This window comes from Thermocoleostomius sinensis A174, from assembly GCF_026802175.1.
Lineage (GTDB): Bacteria > Cyanobacteriota > Cyanobacteriia > Elainellales > Elainellaceae > Thermocoleostomius > Thermocoleostomius sinensis.
Map to the genome: position 1 here is coordinate 5,472,262 of NZ_CP113797.1, position 20,861 is coordinate 5,493,122.

Below are 20,861 nucleotides of genomic sequence, written 5' to 3' on the forward strand. Positions count from 1 at the left end.
CTGCCTAAGCTAGCCATGTTTCAGCGCCTTTTGATTTGCACAGACCTTGTCGATGGATTGCAGCGGTTGGTTGACTTTGTCCCCAGTCTGGCGGTTGGTGGTGTTCAGCAAATTGTGTTTTTGCACATTGTTCCACTGTCGGGCGATCAAGCTGTGCCCCGAGCCGACAAAGAAGCCATGGAAGCAGCCCGTCAAAAGCTGGCAGTGGCTCAAAATCATACCCCTAACGGAGTTGAAGTTCACGTTGAAGTTCAGTGTGGGCAGCCTGTCGATCGCATTCTCGACACCGTGGATACCTACCGTTCTGACATTGTATTAATGGGGACTCAAAGCCGTAGCCTGTTGACCGAAAAGCTATTTGGCAGTACCACGATGGCCCTTTGCCAACGAACGAAGGTTCCCTTACTTGTCTTTCGCCCTCAATTGCTGTCTACTTACACCGTAGAAGAATTGAACTTGCGCTGTCGGCACTTATTCCGCTATTTCCTGATTCCCTATGATGGCAGTGATGTTGCCAAGTATCTGGTCAATCAGGTGAAACGCTTGGCTCAAAATCGTGCCCCAGAGTCGCTAGAGGAATGCTTACTTTGCTGGGTGGTGGAAGAGGTACGTCGCAGAGCCTTGGCTGATTTGGTCAAAGAGGAAGCCAAGAAGGCCCAAGCAGAGTTAGAGAAAGTAAAAGCCGATCTCGAAACCCTTGATTTGAAGGTCAGTACTGAGGTATTGCAGGGTGTTCCTGTGTCAGAAGTTCTGATGGCAGCACAAATTTACGACATTACTGCGATCGTGTCTGCATCTGACAGCATGGGCAAAATTTTAGAACTGTCTACATCTAGTTTCACAGGGGACTTGTTACGGCGCAGTTGGCACCCGGTCATCTATTTTCCAATGCAGCGGAAGTGAGGCTCAGGTTCGACCGTTCAAGCCCATGACTGCATTAAAACATTAAAACAACTGGCTGGGTGGATCGTCGCCTTGGCGATCGTATAACGACTCTAGTTTTAGAAGAATTTGGGGCTTGATGTCTTCAAGTGCGCCTTTAAGGTAGTCTTTACTGAGGCTAGGATTAGGTGTGGCTGAAAACCGTTGCCCGATCGCAGCCCATTGTTGTAATAGTTTGCATTGTGCCGCCGCAATGGTTGAGATCTGAATTAAGTAGCAGTGTTTAGGATTTTCTTGCGCAAAGAACAAAAGGCGATAGTGTTGGTGCTGCCCTAGCAATTGCACCATTTGCTGCCCTTGAGCAGTTTTTAGATCGAGATAACACGGCAACCATCGTGGGCCATGCTGTTCGTTATACAACACCGTCAGCCACAGCGTCATTGGATGCGGTAGTTCTAAAAACAAAAACTGATTATAGCGCGTGCATTTCGTCCGCTTTTGAATTTCTACCAGCGGCAACATCACCCACAGTGTAGGAATGATGCCTTCATGGCAGGCGATGGCTCTAGAAAAAACAATTTCAGCGATCGGCATATTGGCAGGCCAAGTGGCGAATCGGCAGGCATCGTTGGCAGAGAGCGTGTTGGATTCTTTCAGGTACGGCGGTGTAGTCAGGCGCGACAGCGAGGCTCCAATGCGTCGGGCAATCTGTCGTCCTGTACCGTAACGCTCTTCCAACGGCGCCAGGGTTGTCAAAATCTCTGCTACCGTTTGAGGGCGATCGGTTGGAGATTTGGCCAAACAACTCATCACCAATCTCTCTAGCGTTCGCGAAAGTTTAATGCTGGGGTTGGCAGTCTCAAAAGATTGTGGTGGTTGAAAGTGATGAGCTTTGTACCAACCGCCAAAGCTGTGGGTGTTGGCGTGCAGCGGCATGCGCCCAGTCAACATCTGAAACATCATCACACCCAAACTGTAGATGTCCGATCGAGCATCCAGTTCCCGTCCTTCCATTTGTTCAGGAGAGGAATAGGCCAACGTTCCCATAAAGCAATTGGTTTGACTGGCTTCAGCTTGCATGACCTTGGCAATGCCGAAATCAAGGATTTTGGTCAATTCTCCGAAGCTGTCGTTTTGGCTAACTAGGATATTGCTGGGTTTGATGTCGCGATGTACGATTGGGTAAAGCTCCCCGTCGATGTGAATGCCTTCATGGGCGCACTGTAGCCCTAAACAAATCTGGCGACACAGATGCAGAAATCGAGGAATGGAGAGCGGCTGGCGGCTGATCAAACTGCTGAGGTTATCACCCCTGAGGTATTCCATCACATAAAACGGAATACCCTCCTCGTCTATGCCATAGTCTGTAACACGAACGATGTGAATACTGCGTTGCCCCAACTGGGCACAGGTTTTAGCCTCTCGCTCAAATCGCGATCGCATTTTGCCATTCAGAAGCGTTTGGGAAAGAAATTTAATGGCAACAGGTACCCCGCCCAAGGTAATATCATCGGCTCCATACACTCGACCCATCGAACCTTGGCCCAATAGTCGCGCTAATTGATAGCGTCCTTGCAAAATTCGCCCAATGTTGGGGTCTTTCATCATGGGGGACTCTTCTTAGACCAGATGCTGGCCCAGACCTGAGGAGTGATTTACGATGTCAATAGGGAACAGGAAAGAACAAAAAATAGGGGGGTGGGTTCAGTAAAATGCCTTGCTTTGGTGCCAGCGATTGCCGTAGGTAAAGAATTCCCACATTTGCCAGTATTTGTAACAAACGTAGCAACCCTTTGTAATAGTTGTGTGAACTATTGCCCCAGATAAGCTTCCAATACGGCTGGATTGCGTTGTACTTCAGCCGGCGTGCCAGATGCTAAATTGCGTCCCTCGGCTAATACCCAAACGCGATCGCACAGGGACATAATCACATCCATGTTGTGTTCAATAATCAAAAAGGTAATGCCTTCCTGGTTCCAGCGTTGAATGTGATTACAAATCTGATTAATCAGGGTAGGATTTACCCCTGCGGCGGGTTCGTCTAACAAAATCAGCTTGGGCTGCACCATCATGGCTCGGGCAATCTCTAGCAGCTTTCGTTGCCCGCCCGAAAGTGCTCCCGCATAGGACTGAGCCATGTGCGATAGTCCTACCGACTCCAAAATTTCGCTCGCGAGTTCACGCTGCTGCCGTTCTTGCCGAGCCGTTTTTCCAGGGCGAAACCACACATTCCAAAAATTTTCGCCTGTTTGCTGCTGGGCTGCCAGTAGCATGTTTTCCATGACTGACAGTCGGGAAAGCACCCGTGCTACCTGAAACGTGCGCACCATGCCAAGTTGAGCAATTTGGTGAGATGGCAGATGATGAATGGCATTGCCATCAAAGATCACCTCACCACTGTCAGGACGAGTGAAGTTGGCTAGCAAATTAAACAATGTGGTTTTTCCGGCTCCATTAGGGCCAATCAGCCCTGTAATGCTACCGTGGGGCACCTCGATCGAAGCGCGATCGACCGCTTTGATGCCACCAAAGTATTTGCTGAGGTGAGTGGCGGTGAGGAGAGAGGGAAGTGGGGAGTGGGGAATCGGGAGTGGGGAATCGGGAGTGGGGAATCGAGAGTGGGATTTAGAGTCAATTGCATCTCTGTTCGTCCTTCTACTCTCATCGTGCATCCTTTGTTGTTGCCTATCGTCCAAGGGTCAGTTCCTCCTTCTTGCCTAAAATACCTTGGGGTCGCCACATCATTAAGACAATCAGCAATAACCCAATCACCATGACGCGGAAGGCTCCCAGTCGGGCGTCTTCTAGGGGGATAATATCCCGTAGCACAAATCGAGTGATGGTATCATAAGCCCAGAAGATGGCGGCTCCCAGTAGGGTTCCAGCGTTGCTGCCTGCCCCCCCTAACACTACAATCGTCCAGGCGTTGAATGTCACTAGGGGTTGAAAGTTGTCGGGATAAACGGTGGTGAGTTGCCAAGCATAGAAAGCTCCGGCGATTCCAGCGATTGCGCCACCCAACATCAGCGATTGCAGCTTGTACCAAAACACATTTTTGCCTAAAGCTCTGGCCACGTCTTCGTCTTCACGGATAGCCTTGAGCACTCGACCCCAGGGCGATCGCACTAGTTTTTCCAAAGCCCAGTACAGCAACGCTACCGTTAGAACAGCCAGGAACATCAGCCCGGTTTTGGAGGGATTGCGATCGTAGGTATAAAGTGCACTGACCGCAAACCGCAACACCCAAAGGCTTAGCAATGCCAGAATCACATTACATACGATCGTTAGTCCGGGTGTCCAGGCATCTAATCGCGGCATGATGCGCTGTCCAAGCCAGCTATAGAGAACGATTGTACCGATCACAGCAGCTAATAGCCCTAATCCAAGCACGCCCGCAGGAATCGTATTAGCGAGTTTCAGTTCCCTAGCCACCAGTCCAATGCCATAGAGCAGTAGACCACAGGAGGTGACATATCCCAAGGCGGCCAACCCACTTTTTAGCAACCCTTCTGAAGGAATGGTTTTCACCTGTTGCTGTAACCACTTCCACCACTGCCAATATCCCAACCCCATGACTCCTAAGAGAACAGCAATCATAGCAATCCGAATGGGCAGTCCAGGGTTGAAATTAGCTAGGGGCAGGGGAAAGCGCTGAATGCCAGCCGTGCCGCGAGTCAGCCAGGTTTCATTGATTGCCACCAAACGTAACAGTTCGGATACGCCAATCGTCACGATCGCTAAATAATCTGTGCGTAATCGCAAGGTGGAGAAGCCAATTAGCAGACCCAGCAAAGCAGCGACAGCGGCTCCGGCCAGTACAGCAAAAATTAGGGGTACCCCTCTGAGCGCTAGCAGTACCGTGGTGTAGGCTCCCAGCGTCATGAACGCTACATGTCCAAAGTTAATTAGCCCGGTGAATCCCCATTGCAAATTGAGTCCTAACCCAAAGATGGCAAAGGTGGCTGCGAAGATGATTAGAGAAACAATAAAGCCTTGCATGATTGTTTGGGGCAGTCACATAAAGAGATATCAGCGATCGTAAAGGCTGATGGACTCCTGTTTTGTATCATTTTTTGAAAAAATAGGCGTTGTTGCTCGGAGATATGGCTCTTGTTAGGGCATTTTGTGAAACACCCTGACAGTGGGGATCAGGGATGGCAAATCATGCTTAAATTCGGTAATGCCAAAAAAGATTTGAACAGGTGCTTCTTCGGCGAGTTTCTAGCGACTGTTCATCAAATTTCGAAACGCATCAGTATCACGAATGGCATCAAAATACGCATCGGTTTGAGCCATGACTCGATACAGGTTCGGGCTGAGAATGATCGCTCGATGTAGATATTTGATAGCTTGCTCCAAATTGCCTTGCCTGACATAGGCGCAGGCTTTCCCATACCAGGCATTAGGATTATCCGATTTGTAGTTGAGGGAGGTATCGAAACTAATGATTGCGTCTACCAGGCGATCGAGTTTGATCAGCACCAACCCTCGATAGTTCCAAGCATAGAAGCAAGTGCGCTTTAAAGTCAGGACAGTCTCTAGACAGGACAGGGCGTCGTCGTAGCGCCGTAGGGCTGCCAACGCCACTGCTCGGCTGTACCACGTTCGATAGTGATCGGGCTTGAGTTCGATCGCCCGCTCAAAACTAGCGATGGCTTCTCGATAGCGATAGAGGCAACTGTAGGATTGCCCTTGGTTGTACCAGACTTTAGCATCATTGGCATCAAATTTGAGCGCTCGACTGAAGCTTTCGAGGGCAGCTTCATGGCGTCCTAGTTTAGCCAGGGCAATGCCTTTGCCATGCCAAGCCATGGCAAACTTGGGTTTAATGTCAATGGCTCGTTCAAAACTGGCAATTGCGTCTTCATGTAAGCCTAGTTCGTATAAGGCACAGCCCCGTTCACTCCAAGCTTCATAATGATCGGGTTGGCGATCGAGGACTTTATCAAAGCGGGCAACCGCACCTTCATAGCGCCCTACTCGATAAAGGGCGTGTCCCTGTTCGTATAAGGTTTTGAGGTCTTGATAGTGGCTCTCTGGATGGTGGCTCATAGTGAATCTGAGTAGAGATAATCGACTGGTTGCCTCTATAGAAGAAAGTCGTCTCTACAGAATGAATTCAGAAATGGTAAATGCTATGACCCCTGAACTGGCTAGTTTAGTGTTCCCACTTCGAGGGGGTGAAATCAAATTCACAGCTAAAAAATTCACAGCTAGAAATCTTGGAGTGGCATTTACCGCAGCGATCGTCTAGCAGCCCCACTGACCCAATCAACCGCAAAAGTGAGCAGTACAAAACACCCCAACGTCACCAGCACTTGTTGATAGGCAAAGCTGCTCAATTGTTCGGTGAGCAACCGCCCCAATCCCCCTGCCCCCACCAAGCCCACAATCACCGTCTCGCGGGTACAAACTTCCCAGCGGTAGAGAATATAAGCCAGAAACCGAGTTAAGGTTAGTGGCAAGACGCCATACAAAAACACTAAACTAGCGGGTGCTCCTTGGGACTTTAGCGCCACCAGCGGGCGTTGATTCAGGTTTTCGTTCACTTCTGCCATCAGCCGTCCCAAAATCCCCATATTGTGTAACCCCAAGGCGATCGCTCCGGGTAGGGTGCCGGGAAACACCACAAACAACACCACCAGTGCCCAAATCGGAGCCGGAATAGCGCGAGCAATTAACAACAGCGATCGCGTTGCCACATAACCAACCCATGCCAAGCTGCGATGGAACCAATGCTGTCGAGAGTGACTGAGAAAACTGCCCGGCAGCAAGAAATTGTGTGCCGCAGGAAAAGACAGCACGATTCCTCCAAGTCCGGCTAGAGCAATCGCCAAAATCGACATCGCGATCGTTTGTCCAGAAAGTTTCAGCAGCAATCCGAATTGATCTGGGCTAACGATCGGTGGCCAAACCGATTGCCCAATGTCTTGTAATAGAGTTAGGGTACGCCGCGACCAAAGTTTACTGAAGTCAGCCTGAACCGTCCAAAAGCAGAAAGGGATGAACCACAGGGACATTAGGATGGCGATCGTGGGGCGATGCTGCCACCAGAATTGGGAAACCTGCTGATTTGAGAATGGGGGAGTCGGGGATTGAGAAACGGCTTGCCGTCGCCAGTTTAAATCCAGGCGGCTTGGAGATCCCAACCGCTGGCGCAACAGGGCACTGGTAAGATCAACGCTGCCTGTCAGTAAGAACAGAGCCAAAAACAGTGTCCACAGTTGTTCGTAGCGCAATGACTGAAGGCTGAGCAAAATTTGGTAGCCCAGTCCGCCTGCACCGATGATGCCGAGCACCGCTGCCGATCGAATGGAGCACTCAAACCGATAAAAGCTATAGGACAGCAGATTCAGAAATGCCTGGGGCAATAGGGTGTAGAGAAAAGCGATCGGCGGCGCAACGCCACTATTAAGTAAGGTAATTAGCGGTTGACGGGGGGTTTCATCAAGCAGGTCTGAAAACACTTTGGCCACAATCGCGCTATAGGGAACTGCGATCGCCAGAATGCCCACCAATGGATCGAGTCCGAAAATGTTGACAAAAAATAAGCCCCAAATCAATTCGTGAATAGCACGAGGAACGGCAAGTCCGGCTCGTAACAGGGTTCGTAGGTTACGGGGAAACGCATGATGGGGAAACCAAGCTAGCCACCAAATTTCGCAGCAAAGCAAGCCGCCGATCAGTCCAAACCCAATGCTTAGCGTTGTGCCACACACTGCATAAGCCAGGGTGATCTGCGTTGCAGTCCAGGTGAGGTACAGAAAGTCGGCGCTGAAATCCGGCTGCAAGGCGGCTGCAAAAAACCGTGCTAGTTGTGGTAGTCCTCTAGGATTCAAAACCTCCTGCTGAAACACGCCAGTTGTCCACAGCGAAAGCCCGATCGCGGCGATGCCGACCAATCCCCAGCGTAGGACAGGTGGGAACCAGGGACGAGGGGGAAGGGACGATCGAACCGTCATGCAGGAGATTCAGGAGATTTTAAACGATATAGATCATCAATCATGGCAGTAGTAAGCTGAGCCGCTGGCACATCGAACATGATTTGTCCGTGACGCAAACCAATGATGCGATCGCAGTAGATCTGTGCTAGTTCAACCGAATGTAGGCTAATTATCAAGGTGCGACGCAAGTCTTGCACTAACGATTGCAGCAGGGCCATGATCTCGCGGCTACGTTCAGGATCAAGGCTAGCTACCGGTTCATCCGCCAAAATTATCGCGGGATTTTGTACCAACACCCGTGCAATGGCGACTCGTTGCTGCTGCCCTCCCGACAAGCGATCGGTGCGCTCGTACAGCTTTTCGGGAATGCCAACGCGATGCAGAGCCTTAGCCGCCGTTTCTACCTCTAGAGGATAGAGCAATGATAGAGCCGCTTTCCAAAACGGCCAAGTGCCCAAGTGCCCCGCATTGACATTGTGGATCACCGCCAGATTATCCACCAAGTGAAACTGCTGGTAGATCGTGCCAATCTGCCGCTGTACCCGTCGCCGTTTGGAACCAGACAACTGACTTAACGGATACCCCAACGCCCATACCTCACCCTGGGTTGGCAACAGCGTACCGTTTAGCAGTTTCAAGAGCGTACTTTTGCCCGCGCCACTGGAGCCAATCAGCGCTACTCGTTCCCCGGATCGAATTTGTAGGTTCAGGTGATGCAGTGCCGAAATGCGATCGAACCGATGAGACACCTGCTTTAACTCCAAAACAGGCGATGTGCTTGGGTACATTGCCAGAGTCTTACTGAATTTTGCCGATCTGCCGACCAATTTCTTCAATTTGCGAATAGTTGGAATTTTCCGTGGGAATAAATCGATCGGCTCCAAACAACTCCAGAATCTCTTGGTGTTCCGGCACAGTCGGATCAAGGGCTAACAGTGCAGCTTGCACTTTTTCCACAAAACCATCGCCATAGCGATCGTTCACGTCTGGATTGATCACCCAGTGATAGTCATAATAAGCGGGCGATCGCCAAATCACCTGCACCTTGTCTAGGTCAACCTCTCCAGCTTCCACGCGCTGGTTCCACACCTGCTCATTCAACACTCCTGCGTCGTAGGTGCCTGCTTCTACAAGTTTGATGGTGGCATCGTGATTTTGCGAAAACCCAACCTCGCCCTTAAAGGCATCCAACGATACATTTCCTTGTTGCAAAAAATACTGTGGCATCAGCCGTCCAGAAGTGGACGATTCGCTGCCAAAGGTAAAGGTGTGATCTTTCAAGACTTGCAGTTCGCTGATATCGTCAATCGGTTCAATGCCAGATGCCTTGTTAGCAATAAACACACTGTGAAACTCGGCGTCAATGTCCCGTTGGGCAATCGCCTCAGCCCCAGGAACTTGCAACCGTGCCTGTACCCCGGTAAGTCCCCCAAACCAAACCATGTCCAGATCACCCACCCGAAACGCTGTCACAGCCGCTGCATAATCGGTGACGGGTTGATACTCCACAGGCACGCCCAATGCTTCACTCAGGTAGTCTGATAGCTTACTGTAGAGGCGCTGAAGCTGTTCGGGGTCTTGATCGGGAATTGCCCCCGTGACGAACGGCTGAGTGGTCGTAGGCTCCTCAGACGAGGCGGAAGGATTCGAGGTAGAACCAGGTGTACAGGCAGTTAAGGGTAGAAGCACCGCCAACAGGGCTGGCATCAAGGTAGAACTCAAAACTCGCAGCATCTTCAATGTTTTAATCACGTAGTTATGTCTGTGTTCTGCTGGGTCGTGTTGTGTCTCTTTTGCGTCTTGATGGTGTCCTTTCTTTTTTCCCTCATCTCTCAATTCCTTTCTATTCTGTTAGTAGCCAAGACAACAAACCGAGCCCGATCGTCCAGCCTAACCACAGGGGAATGTGGGGCAAATGCAGCAGGTGAATCGGAAAGCTGATGATGTTTGTGATAATTACACCAATCAACACCGACATGGACAACAGTACCAAATTCATGCTGGTTTATCCTTCATACTCACTATTAATGTCAATCTCTAAACGGTCTGGATCAATGGAGATATACAAAATGTTAGGGCGGCAGCAAACTTGGCAGTCTTCCACATAGGATTGATATTCTCCAGCGCTAAGATCCACAAACGTTAAATTGGGTTCGCCACAGTAAGCGCATTGATATTCGGCTGTATTTTCCATTTTGACAAGGTTTGGTCCCTAGTTTTGGTCTCTGACAGTTAAGTTGAAAGACAGTCAAGTTGAAAGCAGATGCGCAGAGCGATCGATTGCTGAGTAATTTGTGCTGAGTGATTTGGTTCCTACTTTGTGTCAAGTTGTCTACCAGATTTCAATCGGTCCTGATATCGCTTGCTAGAGAAGCTCGGCGTTTTGTTTGATTCAGGGCTGCTTGGACGGCTTGTTGCTGGTCGCGATGGGTAAGCCAGCGGTGATAGGTACGGGTATGAATGGTGACGGAATGCCCCATCATCCGCGCTGCTACCGCATCTGGTAGTCCAAAGTGGATGGTACGCACGGCCCAAGCATGGCGGAGATCATACGGCGAAAAGGGAAGTTGATAGCGGCGAAACTGTCGGGATACCAGTTGCCCAATGCGTTGAAGTGTAGTGTGATTTAGGTCGGTTTCGATCGCAGGTAGCTGAATTTGCCGTAAGTTGAACTGTTCTACCCATTCCGGATGAAACGGCCAAACTTCGTGATTTCCAGTTTTTGTGGTACCCAGAACTTCCACCATTGCCTCTACATTGCCCGTTTCAAGGGCGCTATAGTCACAGAAAAATACCTCATGATTGCGTAAGCCATAGGTAGCTATGATGCCATACACCCAGCGCCAAGCTGGATTGGGAATCTGGTTAAAAAAGCTGACAATCTCTTGATCTGACGGAAGATTGCGCAGTTGGGTACGGCTAGGACTATAGTTGCCCCATAGCGTTTTGAGATCGATCGGCAATTCCACATGCAGGAATTTGGCCAAGGCTGCTAGCGCCGTACAACAGATCTGCCGACTGCGAGAGTTGGGACGAGTGGAGTCAATGGCTGCATAGATCGCTTCCGACAAACTTAGCTGGGGCGAGGCTTGGGCGATCGTTTCTAGTTTTTGAATATAGGGCCAATAGGCTTTCTCCCAAGTTGTTCTGACCGAAGCAATGCTAGATTTCTGAAGTGCTTGCTCGAAAAAATCAGCTTTGAACGCGGCTAGCTTTTCTGAGATATCCATTTGGCTCAAGCGTCCACCGCCCACTACAGGCAGATACTCATGCCAGTCAAATGTATTTTGAATGATCTGAGCCGCAATAATTTTGGCTTCTTGCTCGGCTTGCTTCAACCCGGCTGGGGTAGCGGGCAAATTCAGACTAATACGCTGCTGATAGTTGCGAAGACGATGGCTACCTGGGCGTGGTGGCAACGTTCCACGTAAATTTAATGTGTGACCTCGTCGCTCAATTCGCAGTCCCAACCGCGCCGCCTTTAAGCGCTGATTGGTTTGTAAAATCTGCCGATCGATAGTGGCAATTGCTTTCGGAATTTGAGCAGATGGGAATGAGGAAGATGGCATTTTGATTGAGTCCACTCGGCGAAGAACTTGCAGTCAGAGCGTTGTCGGTCTTTAATCTAAGAATGGTCTGAACCAATTAAGTGGCGATCGAGCCTTGCTGTCTCAGTAAGGTTGAAATGTTGAGAATTTCTGCTAACTAAATACGCTGAAATTAAAAAAGATTATTGTTAAAATCGGTAACAAATATTAAAGACAAGGAAGCTGTGGTAACTATGGGTCGTGTTGGTGTGTTGTTACTGAATCTGGGAGGTCCAGACCAGTTAGAGGACGTTCGTCCCTTTCTATTTAACTTATTTTCCGACCCAGAAATTATCCGCTTGCCGTTTACTTGGCTACAAAAACCATTAGCATGGCTAATTTCTACGACTCGCGCCCGCAAGTCCCAAGAAAACTACAAGATGATTGGTGGAGGGTCGCCGCTGCGTCGCATTACTGAAGAGCAAGCTCAAGCCTTGCAAGCATCGTTGAGACAACGGGGGCAGGATGCGCAAGTTTACATCGGAATGCGCTACTGGCATCCATTTACCGAGGAGGCGATTGCTCGAATCAAGCGGGACAATATTGAGCGATTGGTCATTCTGCCACTCTATCCTCAGTTTTCGATTAGCACCAGTGGGTCAAGCTTTCGATTGCTCGATCGGCTTTGGCAAGAAGACCCCTCGCTGCATCGGATTGATCATACGGTGATTCCTTCTTGGTATGCACGATCGGGCTATCGTCAAGCTATGGCACAGTTAATTGCTCAAGAACTCGATCAATTTCCTGAGCCAGACAGCGTTCACATTTTCTTCAGTGCCCACGGGGTGCCACTCAGCTACGTTGAAGAAGCGGGCGACCCCTACCAACAGGAGATTGAAGAATGTACTGCCTTAATCATGCAAACGCTAAACCGCCCAAATGCCTATACTCTGGCGTATCAAAGTCGGGTTGGGCCTGTAGAGTGGCTGAAGCCTTACACCGAAGAAGCAATTCCTGAACTGGCTGAACAAGGTGTAGAGAACTTGCTGGTTGTACCGATTAGTTTTGTCTCAGAGCACATCGAAACCTTACAAGAGATTGATATTGAATATCGCGAATTAGCCGAGGAAGCTGGCATTCACCATTTTCAGCGCGTGCCGGCTCTCAATACCCATCCGGTATTCATCGATGATTTGGCCGAGATGGTCGTGTCGGCAGTAAACGCACCTAGCCTAAAGCTGTCAGAAGTGCCACAGATGCGGAAACAGGTGAAGATGTATCCGCAGGAGCGGTGGGAATGGGGCATGACAACAGCGGCTGAGGTGTGGAATGGTCGCTTAGCGATGATCGGCTTTATTGCCCTACTAATTGAGTTGATCAGCGGGCATGGACCCTTGCATTTTGTGGGGTTGTTGTAAGAACAAGAGCAAAGCAAAAACGAACATAAACACCAACGAAACAAGAGGGACGATCGATCTGCTACTGATAAGACCGAGGCCCTGGAGCAGGTCAGCACCCTGGCAAAAGCAGGGCAGAACCCGCAAGACGGTACATTGAAAAAATTAGCCAGTACCGCAATTAAGATAATTAAAGGCACTGTCGTCGCGCTGCCTGCCACTGCCACAGTGGTAGAGGTAGTGAATAAATTATTGCCGTCGATCGCCGCTCTGCTAGAATTATGAGCAAAAAACCCTCCGCTGGGAGGGTTGAATAGCTTTAGCAATGATTAATGGCGTGTCTTAGCCAACGGCGCTTAACCTAATAATGCTTTAGCTTTAGTGACGACATTTTCAACCGTAAAGCCAAACTTCTCCATACAGACACCACCGGGAGCCGATGCCCCGAAGCGATCGACGCTGATGATGTCTCCTTCCGATCCCATGTACTTGCACCAACCGAAGCTCGTTCCTGCTTCTACAATCAAGCGCTTGGTGACAGCTTTGGGCAGCACCGATTCTTTGTAAGCGACATCTTGTGCTTCAAACAGATCCCAAGCGGGCATTGACACCACGCGAACTTTTTTGCCTTCTGCGGTCAGCTTTTCAGCCGCTTGCACACATAATCCCACTTCAGATCCCGTACCAATCAGGATGATATCGGGTGTACTGTCGCAGTCCACTACTGCATACGCCCCTTTCGCCACTCCATCGATCGATGAGCCTGCCAGGTTCGGCAAACTCTGACGCGACAGGGCCAGTAAGGTGGGGCGATGGTTACGAGCGTTTTCGATCGCCACCTTGTAAGCGCCAGAGGTTTCTGTTCCATCCGCCGGACGAATCACCGTCAACTGAGGAATCGCCCGCAGCGACGCGATCGTTTCTACGGGTTGGTGGGTGGGGCCGTCTTCCCCTAGGGCGATCGAATCGTGAGTCATCACCCAAATTACACCGGCCCGCGACAGCGCCGACAGACGAATCGCTGCCCGCATGTAATCGGTAAACACCAAGAAGGTTGCGCCATAGGGAATCAACCCCGAACCGTGTAAGGCAATGCCGTTACAAATAGCGCCCATGCCATGCTCGCGTACGCCAAAGCGGATATTGCGGTTTTGGTATTGCCCCTTTTGGAAGTCCCCAAATCCTTTCAACTCCGTCAAATTCGAGTGCGTCAAGTCAGCCGAACCCCCAATCAATTCTGGCAACACAGGTGCTAGGGCGTTCAGACAATTTTCCGAGTGTTTGCGGCTGGCTAGGGCTTTGTCTTCGGGCTTGTAGGTAGGCAGCACCGTGTCCCAACCGTCGGGCAGTCTACCGCTTAACATCCGATCAAACTCAGCCGCTTCATCGGCATACTTCGTTTTGTATTGCGCCCAGATCTCGTTCCACTCGGCTTCTAAGCTAGCACCCCGCTCTACGGCCTTGCGCATGTGGCTGAGAGCATCGTCTGGTACTTCAAACGGCTCATAGTTCCACCCCAAATTTTCGCGAGTCAGCTTAATCTCATCACCGCCCAAGGCCGCTCCATGGACACCTGCGGTATTGGCCTTGTTGGGCGATCCGTAGCCGATCGTCGTTGTCACCTTAATCAAAGAGGGTTTATCGGTTATGGCCTTGGCCGTTTCGATCGCCTGCTGAATGGCTTCTAGATTAGTGTCGCCATCTGGCACATGCTGCACGTGCCAACCATAGGCCTCAAAGCGCTTGCCCACATCTTCAGTAAAAGCAATGTCTGTGGAGCCGTCAATCGAGATATGGTTGTCATCATAGAGAGCAATTAATTTACCCAATCCCAGATGTCCGGCCAGGGAACAGGCCTCGCCAGACACCCCTTCCATATTGCAGCCATCACCCAAAATTACGTACGTATAGTGATCAACCAAAGTGAGATCAGGCTTATTGAACTTAGCAGCCAAGTGTGCTTCGGCCATAGCCAATCCAACCGCATTACAAATACCTTGTCCAAGCGGGCCCGTTGTCACTTCAACACCAGGGGTTTCAAAGTTTTCAGGATGTCCTGGGGTTTTTGATTCCCATTGACGAAATTGCTTGATGTCCTCGATCGTTACGCTATCGAAGCCCGTTAAATACATCAGGGCATACTGCAACATGCAGCCATGTCCGGCTGATAAGACAAAGCGATCGCGGTTAAACCACTTGGGGTTTTTGGGGTTAACCCGCAGAAACTTGTCCCACAGAACAAAGGCCATAGGAGCAGCGCCCATCGGCAGCCCAGGATGGCCAGATTTGGCCTTCTCAACGGCTTCAATCGCTAGAAAACGAATGGAATTAATACAAAGCTCTTCAAGAGATTGGGTTGCAACAGCCATGACTTCCTCTACTCAACAACGGCTTGATTTAGGGTGGTTTCAGGTTTTCGGGCAAAGACACTACTCATCACCAAAACGATAGGTAACTATACCTATTGCCCATTATTTATAGTTTATAACAAGCAGTCCTGGATCTATCCTCCCACTAATAGGAATGGTTTGAGGCGGAAATTTATGCTTCATCTCAATTTGCCAATAGTTCCTGCATGAATTGTTTCCACCTAGTGAAGATGTTTCTGTCCCCAATTTTTCAAACGAAGCCAGTGCCACACCGACTGCTGCACTCAACGGTATAGTAGTTTCTATGAGATTCTTCACAGTATTCAACAAGTTTTTGTTGAGTTATGGTGTGTGTGCTTTACAAGCTAGGGCAGATTCACTAAAGTTGAACCACTGCTCCTCATAAGTTGTTGAACTAAGTTGTTGAACGGAGTCAACCCTCTGTAGGATGCGTTATGACCAGTGTTATGTATTGATTCTTTGAATTGCATGGGTACGTGATGTATTCCATCCTACAGAATCGTTGAGGCTATCTGCTTAGTTTGGACTTAGTTCGGCAATTTAATTCAACAAAAGGTCAGGTTATTGCAGACTATTATCACGGCAGTTCTGCCACGCTTTTTTTCCTATGTTCACTATCCAGGTTGCCGATCGCACCTTTGAAGGACGTAAAAAGCTGGTGATTGAAGACGGCAAAATTTATATTGATCATGAATACATTCAAGTCTCTACGCAGCAAATCATCGTGACTGGAGACGTAGAGAATTTTGAATCGGATGGTTCGGTTGAAATTCTGCTTGGAGATGACAAAACCTGGATTGCTCGAAGCAGCTACCGCTAGGATGCGATCGCCCCTATCTACCTGTTTCAGCGGTTAGCGTGCCAGGGAAATGGTTGTCGAGTCGGGACTCACTCGATTTCGGCAATCCGTCCGACCGTCTCCCTAGGCTCGTCTTACTGAGTTCAATATTAAACCTGGATTCAACATAAGAAAAAGGGCGAACGATGGGACTCGAACCCACGAATGGCGGAACCACAATCCGCTGCCTTAACCACTTGGCTACGCTCGCCATCATGGATTTAATATAACATTTTGCCAGTCTGATGATCTAGACCTGTGCGTGACCTTAGCCTCAAAACCAGGGTCACAAGATAACCTTGCGGATCTGGAACCTTTGGAAGGCGACCTGTTTCCTTAATATGTAGATCTAGACTGGTTTTCATAAATTCCTTGTTTGCACCAGCCATCCGATCGCCCTAAAGCGGTTCTATCCCTTCTAACGTTCACTATGAAAAATCTACATGGTCTTGCCTTCATTCTGGGTGCTTCCTTGCTGGGAATTGGCGTCGCCACATTTGTCACCAATCCTGACCAAGCAAGCTATGAAACCTATGCCACTCGTCGTCTCACGGCTCATCTTCAAGATCAAGTCTGTCCTCAAGCTGGCATTCTGGAAGATGTTTGCAATTCAGCCCTACGAGACAATCAGCCGCAAATTCGGCAGTTTATTGCAGACAATACAGAACGTCAGAATTATTTGTTTTGGAGTATTTATGAAACAGATTTGTCGGCAGGTGAACTGGTGCCAGCGGTAATCCGCACGGTGATTCCCGAATATCACTTTAAGACGATCGGCGTTTTCAGTAGTTTTTATACGTATCAGGCGGAGCGAAGATAGGAAAGATAGGGAGTTAGAGGAGATAGCAAAGAGATTGGCCCATCGATTTATTCACAGTATTCCCTGATCTAACGCGGTGTGCGACTATCTGGTCTTCCCCTCCTCAACCCCCACCTTCGCAATCTGGGAGAGGAGGAAAGCTAGAAGCAGGTTGGTAAGTTCGGCTGCTCTCCTCCCTTCTCCCACGGGCGGAAGAAGGGTGAGGGATGAGGGTACAGGATTCATTCGCCTCTTTCTGAAAGACAACTTTCTAAAAGTTGCCCATCGCATTATTCACTTTGTATTCACTTATTTACTTTTATTGCTCACTCTGCTGCTATACAGTCCTCTACTCACTAGTCCAATTGCCAATAAACTTGGAGTCAACCAATCTCCCCACCGTACATAGAGCGTTTGGGTGTGGCGACGGTAGATGATGTCAGCGTGGGTTTCATAGGTTCTGAAGCCAGAGATCCATCGGGTATTGCCGTGAGCGTCAATGATGCTAGAAAAGCCTGTGTTGGTGGCGCGGGCAACCCAGCGATCGGTCTCAATGGCACGCATTACATCTTGGGCATGATGTTGAGTCATCATGCTAGCTCCATAGGGATCATTATTGGAAGCGGTGAGAATAAAGGTTCCGCCAGTCGCCGCTTGACGACGAAACAACCAGGGAAAGGCTGAGTCGAAACAAATGCCTGCGATTGCTTGACCAAAAGGGGTGTCAAGTTGCTGATTGGGCTGCCCCGGAATTAGGGTCGCTTGCACGGGCGAGAGGCGATTAATGAAACCACCAAAAATCGATCGTAGCGGAATATATTCGCCCAAGGGCACAAGTTTGATTTTGTCGTAGCGACTGAGAATGTCCCCGGTTCCGGTAATCGTCACCAGGCTTTGCGTAAACCCGTTTGGCTCTGAGACAATAGTTCCAACCCAAGCAGGAATTTGTCGTCGCTCAATCTCTTGATAGAACGGATGTTGAGCTTGTCGAGGGGTATTTAGCCACAGCCAAGGAAAAGCTCCTTCTGGAGTGAGTACAGCATCGACTCCTTGCTCGGCAAGCGTTTCATAGCCCATGGTGTAATGTTGTAGCGCCAACCGCATTCCATCCTCAAACTGCTTGATGCGGGTTGGCACATTTCCCTGAATGATGCCAATTTTCAGGGCAGTGCTGGGAGCGTTAGCCAGGGGCTGGCTATACAAACCAAGACCAATTAAATGCAATCCTATAACAAAGACAAGGGTAAATCCTAAAAGATGGCGAGCAGGCAAGACTGCTTTTTGTCGCCACCGTATCCAGGTTTCTGCTAGCAGTCCGTTGCCAGCGACGATCGCCCCTGTCACTACGGTTGGGCCCGAAAGTTGTCCCAAATGTAGAATCAGGAGATTGCGAGGACTTTGCGTATATGCCAACGAAGACCAATAGAGCGGACCGTAAGACCAAAGCCATTCCAACGCACACCAAAGGGCTGTACCCAACAGAATCCGCAGCCAGAGGGGAAAGGGGGGAGGGGAGAGGGGAGAGGGGAGAGAGGGAGGCGGAAGTTGAGGCGATCGAAATGGTTGCAGTGGCCAGTGACACAAAGTATGGAATAAACAGGCCCAACTTCCTGCTAGAACGGCTCCCCAAAGTGTGATGAATACCCAAGCAAATAGGACGGTGGCAATGCTCCCTAGCCAGGGAATTCCCAACCACATCAGCGGGTGCAGATCTCTAATCCACCACAACGCTAGTCCGTGATACCCTATGCCCCAAACCAGTCCATACAGAAAGGCACGCGATCGATTGACCGTTAACCATTGATCGAGGGATCTCACCAGCGTCCACAGCGGGGCGAGGGCAATCCAGGCCAAAAACCAGGCATTGGCTGGAGCAGGCGTTAAACCCATAAGCAGTCCAGCTACAAGAGCAATGATTAATCTCCCTTGCGGAAACTGGAGCAGCCCCACCGCTTGGGATGAGGAAATGCTGGATTTCGTAGATTGCACAGACTGGATCTTCATCAGGATCTTTATGAGGACAGAAAAACTTCCCTAGCTCGATCGCGTAAGCTGGTGATCGAAGGGCACGGACACCGGATATGAAGCAAGGACTAGCGGTGGCTACTCTCATCATCGTCTTGATTGGTGCAGGTTGTCGAGGTGACGAGATGATCAAAACCTTGAATGAACAGACTGCACCCGATCGAGCGTCTACAACGCTGCCACCGGAAAACCCGAGGCTGTTTGCTCCTGATATTGAACGGCAACTTCAACGGCTTTTGAGTGAAAAGGTTGCCCAAGATGACTTTCCTGGCGTTGTCTTCTACATTGCCACATCGGATGGCATGTGGATGGGTGCTGCTGGAGAAGCCAATCGTGAATCCAAGGTAGTATTAAAGCCAACCGATCGCTTTCGGATTGGCAATTTAACGAACATATTTATGGCAGTTCTTTGCCTGCAACTGGCAGAAGAGGGACTCCTTGATCTAGATGTGCCAATCGAGAACTATTTGCCGCCAGAGGTGAGTGATAGATTCCCCACCAGCGATCGGATCAGTACTCGCCAATTGCTGAGTCACCGTAGCGGACTGGCTGATTTTAATACCGATGAATTTCAGCAAATGGTTCGTGCCACTCCCGATCGTGACTGGACTGCCCAAGAGATTCTGGAATATGCCTATGACCTAAACCCTGCCACCGTGCGCGGAGCCTTTTCCTATGCCAATACGAATTATTTGCTGGCGCAACTAATTATCGAAGGGATTACGGGCAAACCATTAGCAGAAGTGCTGCGACAACGCATTCAAACACCGGCCGGACTAACTAATACCTTCCTAGAACTGCGCGAACCCATTCCCGGTGGCTTCACTCAAGGCTATCAGGATTGGCATGAGGATGACACGCTGGAAAACGTCACTCAAGCAAATTTCAACAATGGTCTGGGTTTGGGCGATCGAGGAATCGTTTCCAACGCTCCTGATTTGGTTCGATTTTTTCAAGCGTTGACCAACAGCGACAAACTGCTATACCAGTGGTCACTAGAGCAAATGCTGGAAACGGTACCAATCGGGATGGGAGATGGTTATGGACTTGGCATTACCCACCTTGACACTCGCTGGGGAGAAGCTTGGGGACATACAGGTCGAGCCTTGGGCTTTCAAGCGACCCTTTTATATCTACCCGCCCATGATATGACTGTGGTGGTGTGGATGAATGTTGGCGATCGCAAACGAACAACCCCCCTCTCGATCGCTCAAGAAGGACTGAACATTATCTTAGGCGATCCTGAATTTCGTTGAGTGCGGAGGTTGGAAATGGAGCGCCCATTTTTTCTTTGTTTGCTCTTCCAACTTCTAACCCCCAATTCCTGCCCCCCTAACTTCGTCCAACTTAGCACGAACAGCTTGAATATCTTGCCACATGTACCACTTGGGGCTACCTCGCTCTTTGGAGGGATTGCGCAACAAATAGGCTGGGTGAAAGACTGGCATACAGAGGCGATCGTTCCACTCAATCCATTCGCCCCGAATTTTGGTGATACCGCGCTTATCACCAGTTAATCCGCGTACAGCCGACGCCCCAGAAAGCAAAATGATTTTGGGATCGACCATGCGAATTTGTTCCAGGATATAGGGACGGCAAGCGTCCATTTCTTCTTGGGTAGGGGTGCGATTTCCCGGCGGACGGCACTTGACGATGTTGCAGATGAACACATCGTCTTCGGTCAGATTCACAGACGCCAAGATTTTGTCTAATAGCTGTCCGGCCTTCCCCACGAACGGCAATCCAGTTTCGTCCTCGTTTTGTCCGGGGCCTTCTCCTACGATCATCAAGTCGGCATGTAAGTTGCCTCGCCACACAACCGCATGGGTACGAGTTGCACCCAACTCACAGCGTTGGCACTGATTGCAATGCACCTTCATCTGCTCCATATCCGTATAGGTGCCAGAAGGAATGGGTACTTTGGCACTGGTGGGAATTAAATCTGGGTTGAAGTCATTCGGAGCAACCGTTGCGAGTTCAGTGGAGCCGAATAGGTCCATTTGGTTGTCGATAGCCATGAGCGTTTTAGGCAGTAAACACAGGTGTGCGATCGATCAGG

18 protein-coding genes and 1 tRNA gene are annotated in these 20,861 nt (G+C 49.8%); 5 read left to right on the forward strand and 14 right to left on the reverse strand.

Going from position 1 to position 20,861, the window contains the following annotated elements:
* Positions 1-15: 15 nt before the first annotated feature.
* A complete protein-coding gene (locus OXH18_RS23745; protein WP_268609997.1) occupies positions 16-903 on the forward strand; it encodes a universal stress protein in 888 nt (295 codons plus the stop codon).
* Between the two features lie 42 nt (positions 904-945).
* On the opposite strand, the gene OXH18_RS23750 is transcribed toward OXH18_RS23745, so the two are convergent.
* The 10 genes from OXH18_RS23750 to OXH18_RS23795 form a co-directional block, all read right to left on the reverse strand.
* Positions 946-2,487 (reverse strand): serine/threonine protein kinase, encoded by a 1,542-nt coding sequence (locus OXH18_RS23750; protein WP_268613247.1) that lies wholly within the window; start codon positions 2,485-2,487, stop codon positions 946-948.
* Between the two features lie 206 nt (positions 2,488-2,693).
* Entirely contained in the window at positions 2,694-3,578 is an 885-nt protein-coding gene (locus OXH18_RS23755) for an ABC transporter ATP-binding protein (protein ID WP_268609998.1), read from the reverse strand.
* Positions 3,568-4,881, reverse strand: a complete 1,314-nt coding sequence (locus tag OXH18_RS23760; protein WP_268609999.1) for a branched-chain amino acid ABC transporter permease — start codon at positions 4,879-4,881, stop codon at positions 3,568-3,570. The genes OXH18_RS23755 and OXH18_RS23760 overlap by 11 nt, the downstream gene beginning before the upstream one ends.
* 222 nt (positions 4,882-5,103) lie before the next feature.
* Positions 5,104-5,934 carry a tetratricopeptide repeat protein gene (locus OXH18_RS23765; RefSeq protein WP_268610000.1) on the reverse strand — a complete coding sequence of 277 codons (831 nt, stop codon included), beginning with the start codon at positions 5,932-5,934 and terminating at the stop codon, positions 5,104-5,106.
* A gap of 182 nt (positions 5,935-6,116) precedes the next feature.
* Positions 6,117-7,844 carry a PhnE/PtxC family ABC transporter permease gene (locus OXH18_RS23770; protein ID WP_268610001.1) on the reverse strand — a complete coding sequence of 576 codons (1,728 nt, stop codon included), beginning with the start codon at positions 7,842-7,844 and terminating at the stop codon, positions 6,117-6,119.
* Positions 7,841-8,614 carry a phosphonate ABC transporter ATP-binding protein gene (locus tag OXH18_RS23775; protein ID WP_268610002.1) on the reverse strand — a complete coding sequence of 258 codons (774 nt, stop codon included), beginning with the start codon at positions 8,612-8,614 and terminating at the stop codon, positions 7,841-7,843. Before OXH18_RS23775 ends, OXH18_RS23770 begins: the two co-directional genes overlap by 4 nt.
* 10 nt (positions 8,615-8,624) lie before the next feature.
* The gene (locus tag OXH18_RS23780; protein WP_315874791.1) at positions 8,625-9,560 is read right to left on the reverse strand and encodes a putative selenate ABC transporter substrate-binding protein; all 936 of its coding nucleotides are present in this window, start codon (positions 9,558-9,560) and stop codon (positions 8,625-8,627) included.
* Between the two features lie 109 nt (positions 9,561-9,669).
* Positions 9,670-9,825 (reverse strand): hypothetical protein, encoded by a 156-nt coding sequence (locus OXH18_RS23785; protein WP_268610006.1) that lies wholly within the window; start codon positions 9,823-9,825, stop codon positions 9,670-9,672.
* A 6-nt stretch (positions 9,826-9,831) separates the two neighbouring features.
* Positions 9,832-10,020: a CPXCG motif-containing cysteine-rich protein gene (locus OXH18_RS23790; protein WP_268610007.1), complete on the reverse strand. Its 189-nt coding sequence runs from the start codon at positions 10,018-10,020 to the stop codon at positions 9,832-9,834.
* Positions 10,021-10,168: 148 nt separating this feature from the next.
* Positions 10,169-11,395, reverse strand: a complete 1,227-nt coding sequence (locus OXH18_RS23795) for a site-specific integrase (protein WP_268610008.1) — start codon at positions 11,393-11,395, stop codon at positions 10,169-10,171.
* A 212-nt stretch (positions 11,396-11,607) separates the two neighbouring features.
* On the opposite strand from OXH18_RS23795, the gene hemH reads away from it, so the two are divergent.
* Positions 11,608-12,771, forward strand: coding sequence for a ferrochelatase (gene hemH, locus OXH18_RS23800; protein ID WP_268610009.1), 1,164 nt, complete (start codon positions 11,608-11,610; stop codon positions 12,769-12,771).
* A 335-nt stretch (positions 12,772-13,106) separates the two neighbouring features.
* On the opposite strand, the gene tkt is transcribed toward hemH, so the two are convergent.
* Entirely contained in the window at positions 13,107-15,119 is a 2,013-nt protein-coding gene (gene tkt / locus OXH18_RS23805; RefSeq protein WP_268610010.1) for a transketolase, read from the reverse strand.
* A 628-nt stretch (positions 15,120-15,747) separates the two neighbouring features.
* On the opposite strand from tkt, the gene OXH18_RS23810 reads away from it, so the two are divergent.
* Positions 15,748-15,960 carry a hypothetical protein gene (locus tag OXH18_RS23810; protein ID WP_268610011.1) on the forward strand — a complete coding sequence of 71 codons (213 nt, stop codon included), beginning with the start codon at positions 15,748-15,750 and terminating at the stop codon, positions 15,958-15,960.
* A 156-nt stretch (positions 15,961-16,116) separates the two neighbouring features.
* On the opposite strand, the gene OXH18_RS23815 is transcribed toward OXH18_RS23810, so the two are convergent.
* Positions 16,117-16,189 (reverse strand) — tRNA-His (locus OXH18_RS23815).
* 219 nt (positions 16,190-16,408) lie between these two features.
* Here OXH18_RS23815 and OXH18_RS23820 point away from each other — a divergent pair.
* A complete protein-coding gene (locus tag OXH18_RS23820; protein WP_268610013.1) occupies positions 16,409-16,798 on the forward strand; it encodes a DUF4359 domain-containing protein in 390 nt (129 codons plus the stop codon).
* Positions 16,799-17,086: 288 nt separating this feature from the next.
* Here OXH18_RS23820 and lnt read toward each other — a convergent pair whose 3' ends face one another.
* Positions 17,087-18,766, reverse strand: a complete 1,680-nt coding sequence (gene lnt / locus OXH18_RS23825; protein WP_268610014.1) for an apolipoprotein N-acyltransferase — start codon at positions 18,764-18,766, stop codon at positions 17,087-17,089.
* A gap of 92 nt (positions 18,767-18,858) precedes the next feature.
* On the opposite strand from lnt, the gene OXH18_RS23830 reads away from it, so the two are divergent.
* Positions 18,859-20,058 carry a serine hydrolase domain-containing protein gene (locus OXH18_RS23830; protein ID WP_268610015.1) on the forward strand — a complete coding sequence of 400 codons (1,200 nt, stop codon included), beginning with the start codon at positions 18,859-18,861 and terminating at the stop codon, positions 20,056-20,058.
* A 54-nt stretch (positions 20,059-20,112) separates the two neighbouring features.
* Here OXH18_RS23830 and OXH18_RS23835 read toward each other — a convergent pair whose 3' ends face one another.
* Positions 20,113-20,820 (reverse strand): uracil-DNA glycosylase, encoded by a 708-nt coding sequence (locus tag OXH18_RS23835; protein WP_268610016.1) that lies wholly within the window; start codon positions 20,818-20,820, stop codon positions 20,113-20,115.
* Positions 20,821-20,861: the final 41 nt, after the last annotated feature.

Coding starts and splice junctions, on each gene's coding strand:
- tkt (WP_268610010.1), bottom strand. CDS start 15,119: ATGGCTGTTGCAACCCAATCTCTTGAAGAGCTTTGTATTAATTCCATT.
- OXH18_RS23820 (WP_268610013.1), top strand. CDS start 16,409: ATGAAAAATCTACATGGTCTTGCCTTCATTCTGGGTGCTTCCTTGCTG.
- OXH18_RS23810 (WP_268610011.1), top strand. CDS start 15,748: ATGTTCACTATCCAGGTTGCCGATCGCACCTTTGAAGGACGTAAAAAG.
- OXH18_RS23775 (WP_268610002.1), bottom strand. CDS start 8,614: ATGTACCCAAGCACATCGCCTGTTTTGGAGTTAAAGCAGGTGTCTCAT.
- hemH (WP_268610009.1), top strand. CDS start 11,608: ATGGGTCGTGTTGGTGTGTTGTTACTGAATCTGGGAGGTCCAGACCAG.
- OXH18_RS23790 (WP_268610007.1), bottom strand. CDS start 10,020: ATGGAAAATACAGCCGAATATCAATGCGCTTACTGTGGCGAACCCAAT.
- OXH18_RS23770 (WP_268610001.1), bottom strand. CDS start 7,844: ATGACGGTTCGATCGTCCCTTCCCCCTCGTCCCTGGTTCCCACCTGTC.
- OXH18_RS23760 (WP_268609999.1), bottom strand. CDS start 4,881: ATGCAAGGCTTTATTGTTTCTCTAATCATCTTCGCAGCCACCTTTGCC.
- OXH18_RS23765 (WP_268610000.1), bottom strand. CDS start 5,934: ATGAGCCACCATCCAGAGAGCCACTATCAAGACCTCAAAACCTTATAC.
- OXH18_RS23745 (WP_268609997.1), top strand. CDS start 16: ATGTTTCAGCGCCTTTTGATTTGCACAGACCTTGTCGATGGATTGCAG.
- OXH18_RS23830 (WP_268610015.1), top strand. CDS start 18,859: ATGAAGCAAGGACTAGCGGTGGCTACTCTCATCATCGTCTTGATTGGT.
- OXH18_RS23795 (WP_268610008.1), bottom strand. CDS start 11,395: ATGCCATCTTCCTCATTCCCATCTGCTCAAATTCCGAAAGCAATTGCC.
- OXH18_RS23750 (WP_268613247.1), bottom strand. CDS start 2,487: ATGAAAGACCCCAACATTGGGCGAATTTTGCAAGGACGCTATCAATTA.
- OXH18_RS23780 (WP_315874791.1), bottom strand. CDS start 9,560: ATGCTGCGAGTTTTGAGTTCTACCTTGATGCCAGCCCTGTTGGCGGTG.
- OXH18_RS23835 (WP_268610016.1), bottom strand. CDS start 20,820: ATGGCTATCGACAACCAAATGGACCTATTCGGCTCCACTGAACTCGCA.
- OXH18_RS23785 (WP_268610006.1), bottom strand. CDS start 9,825: ATGAATTTGGTACTGTTGTCCATGTCGGTGTTGATTGGTGTAATTATC.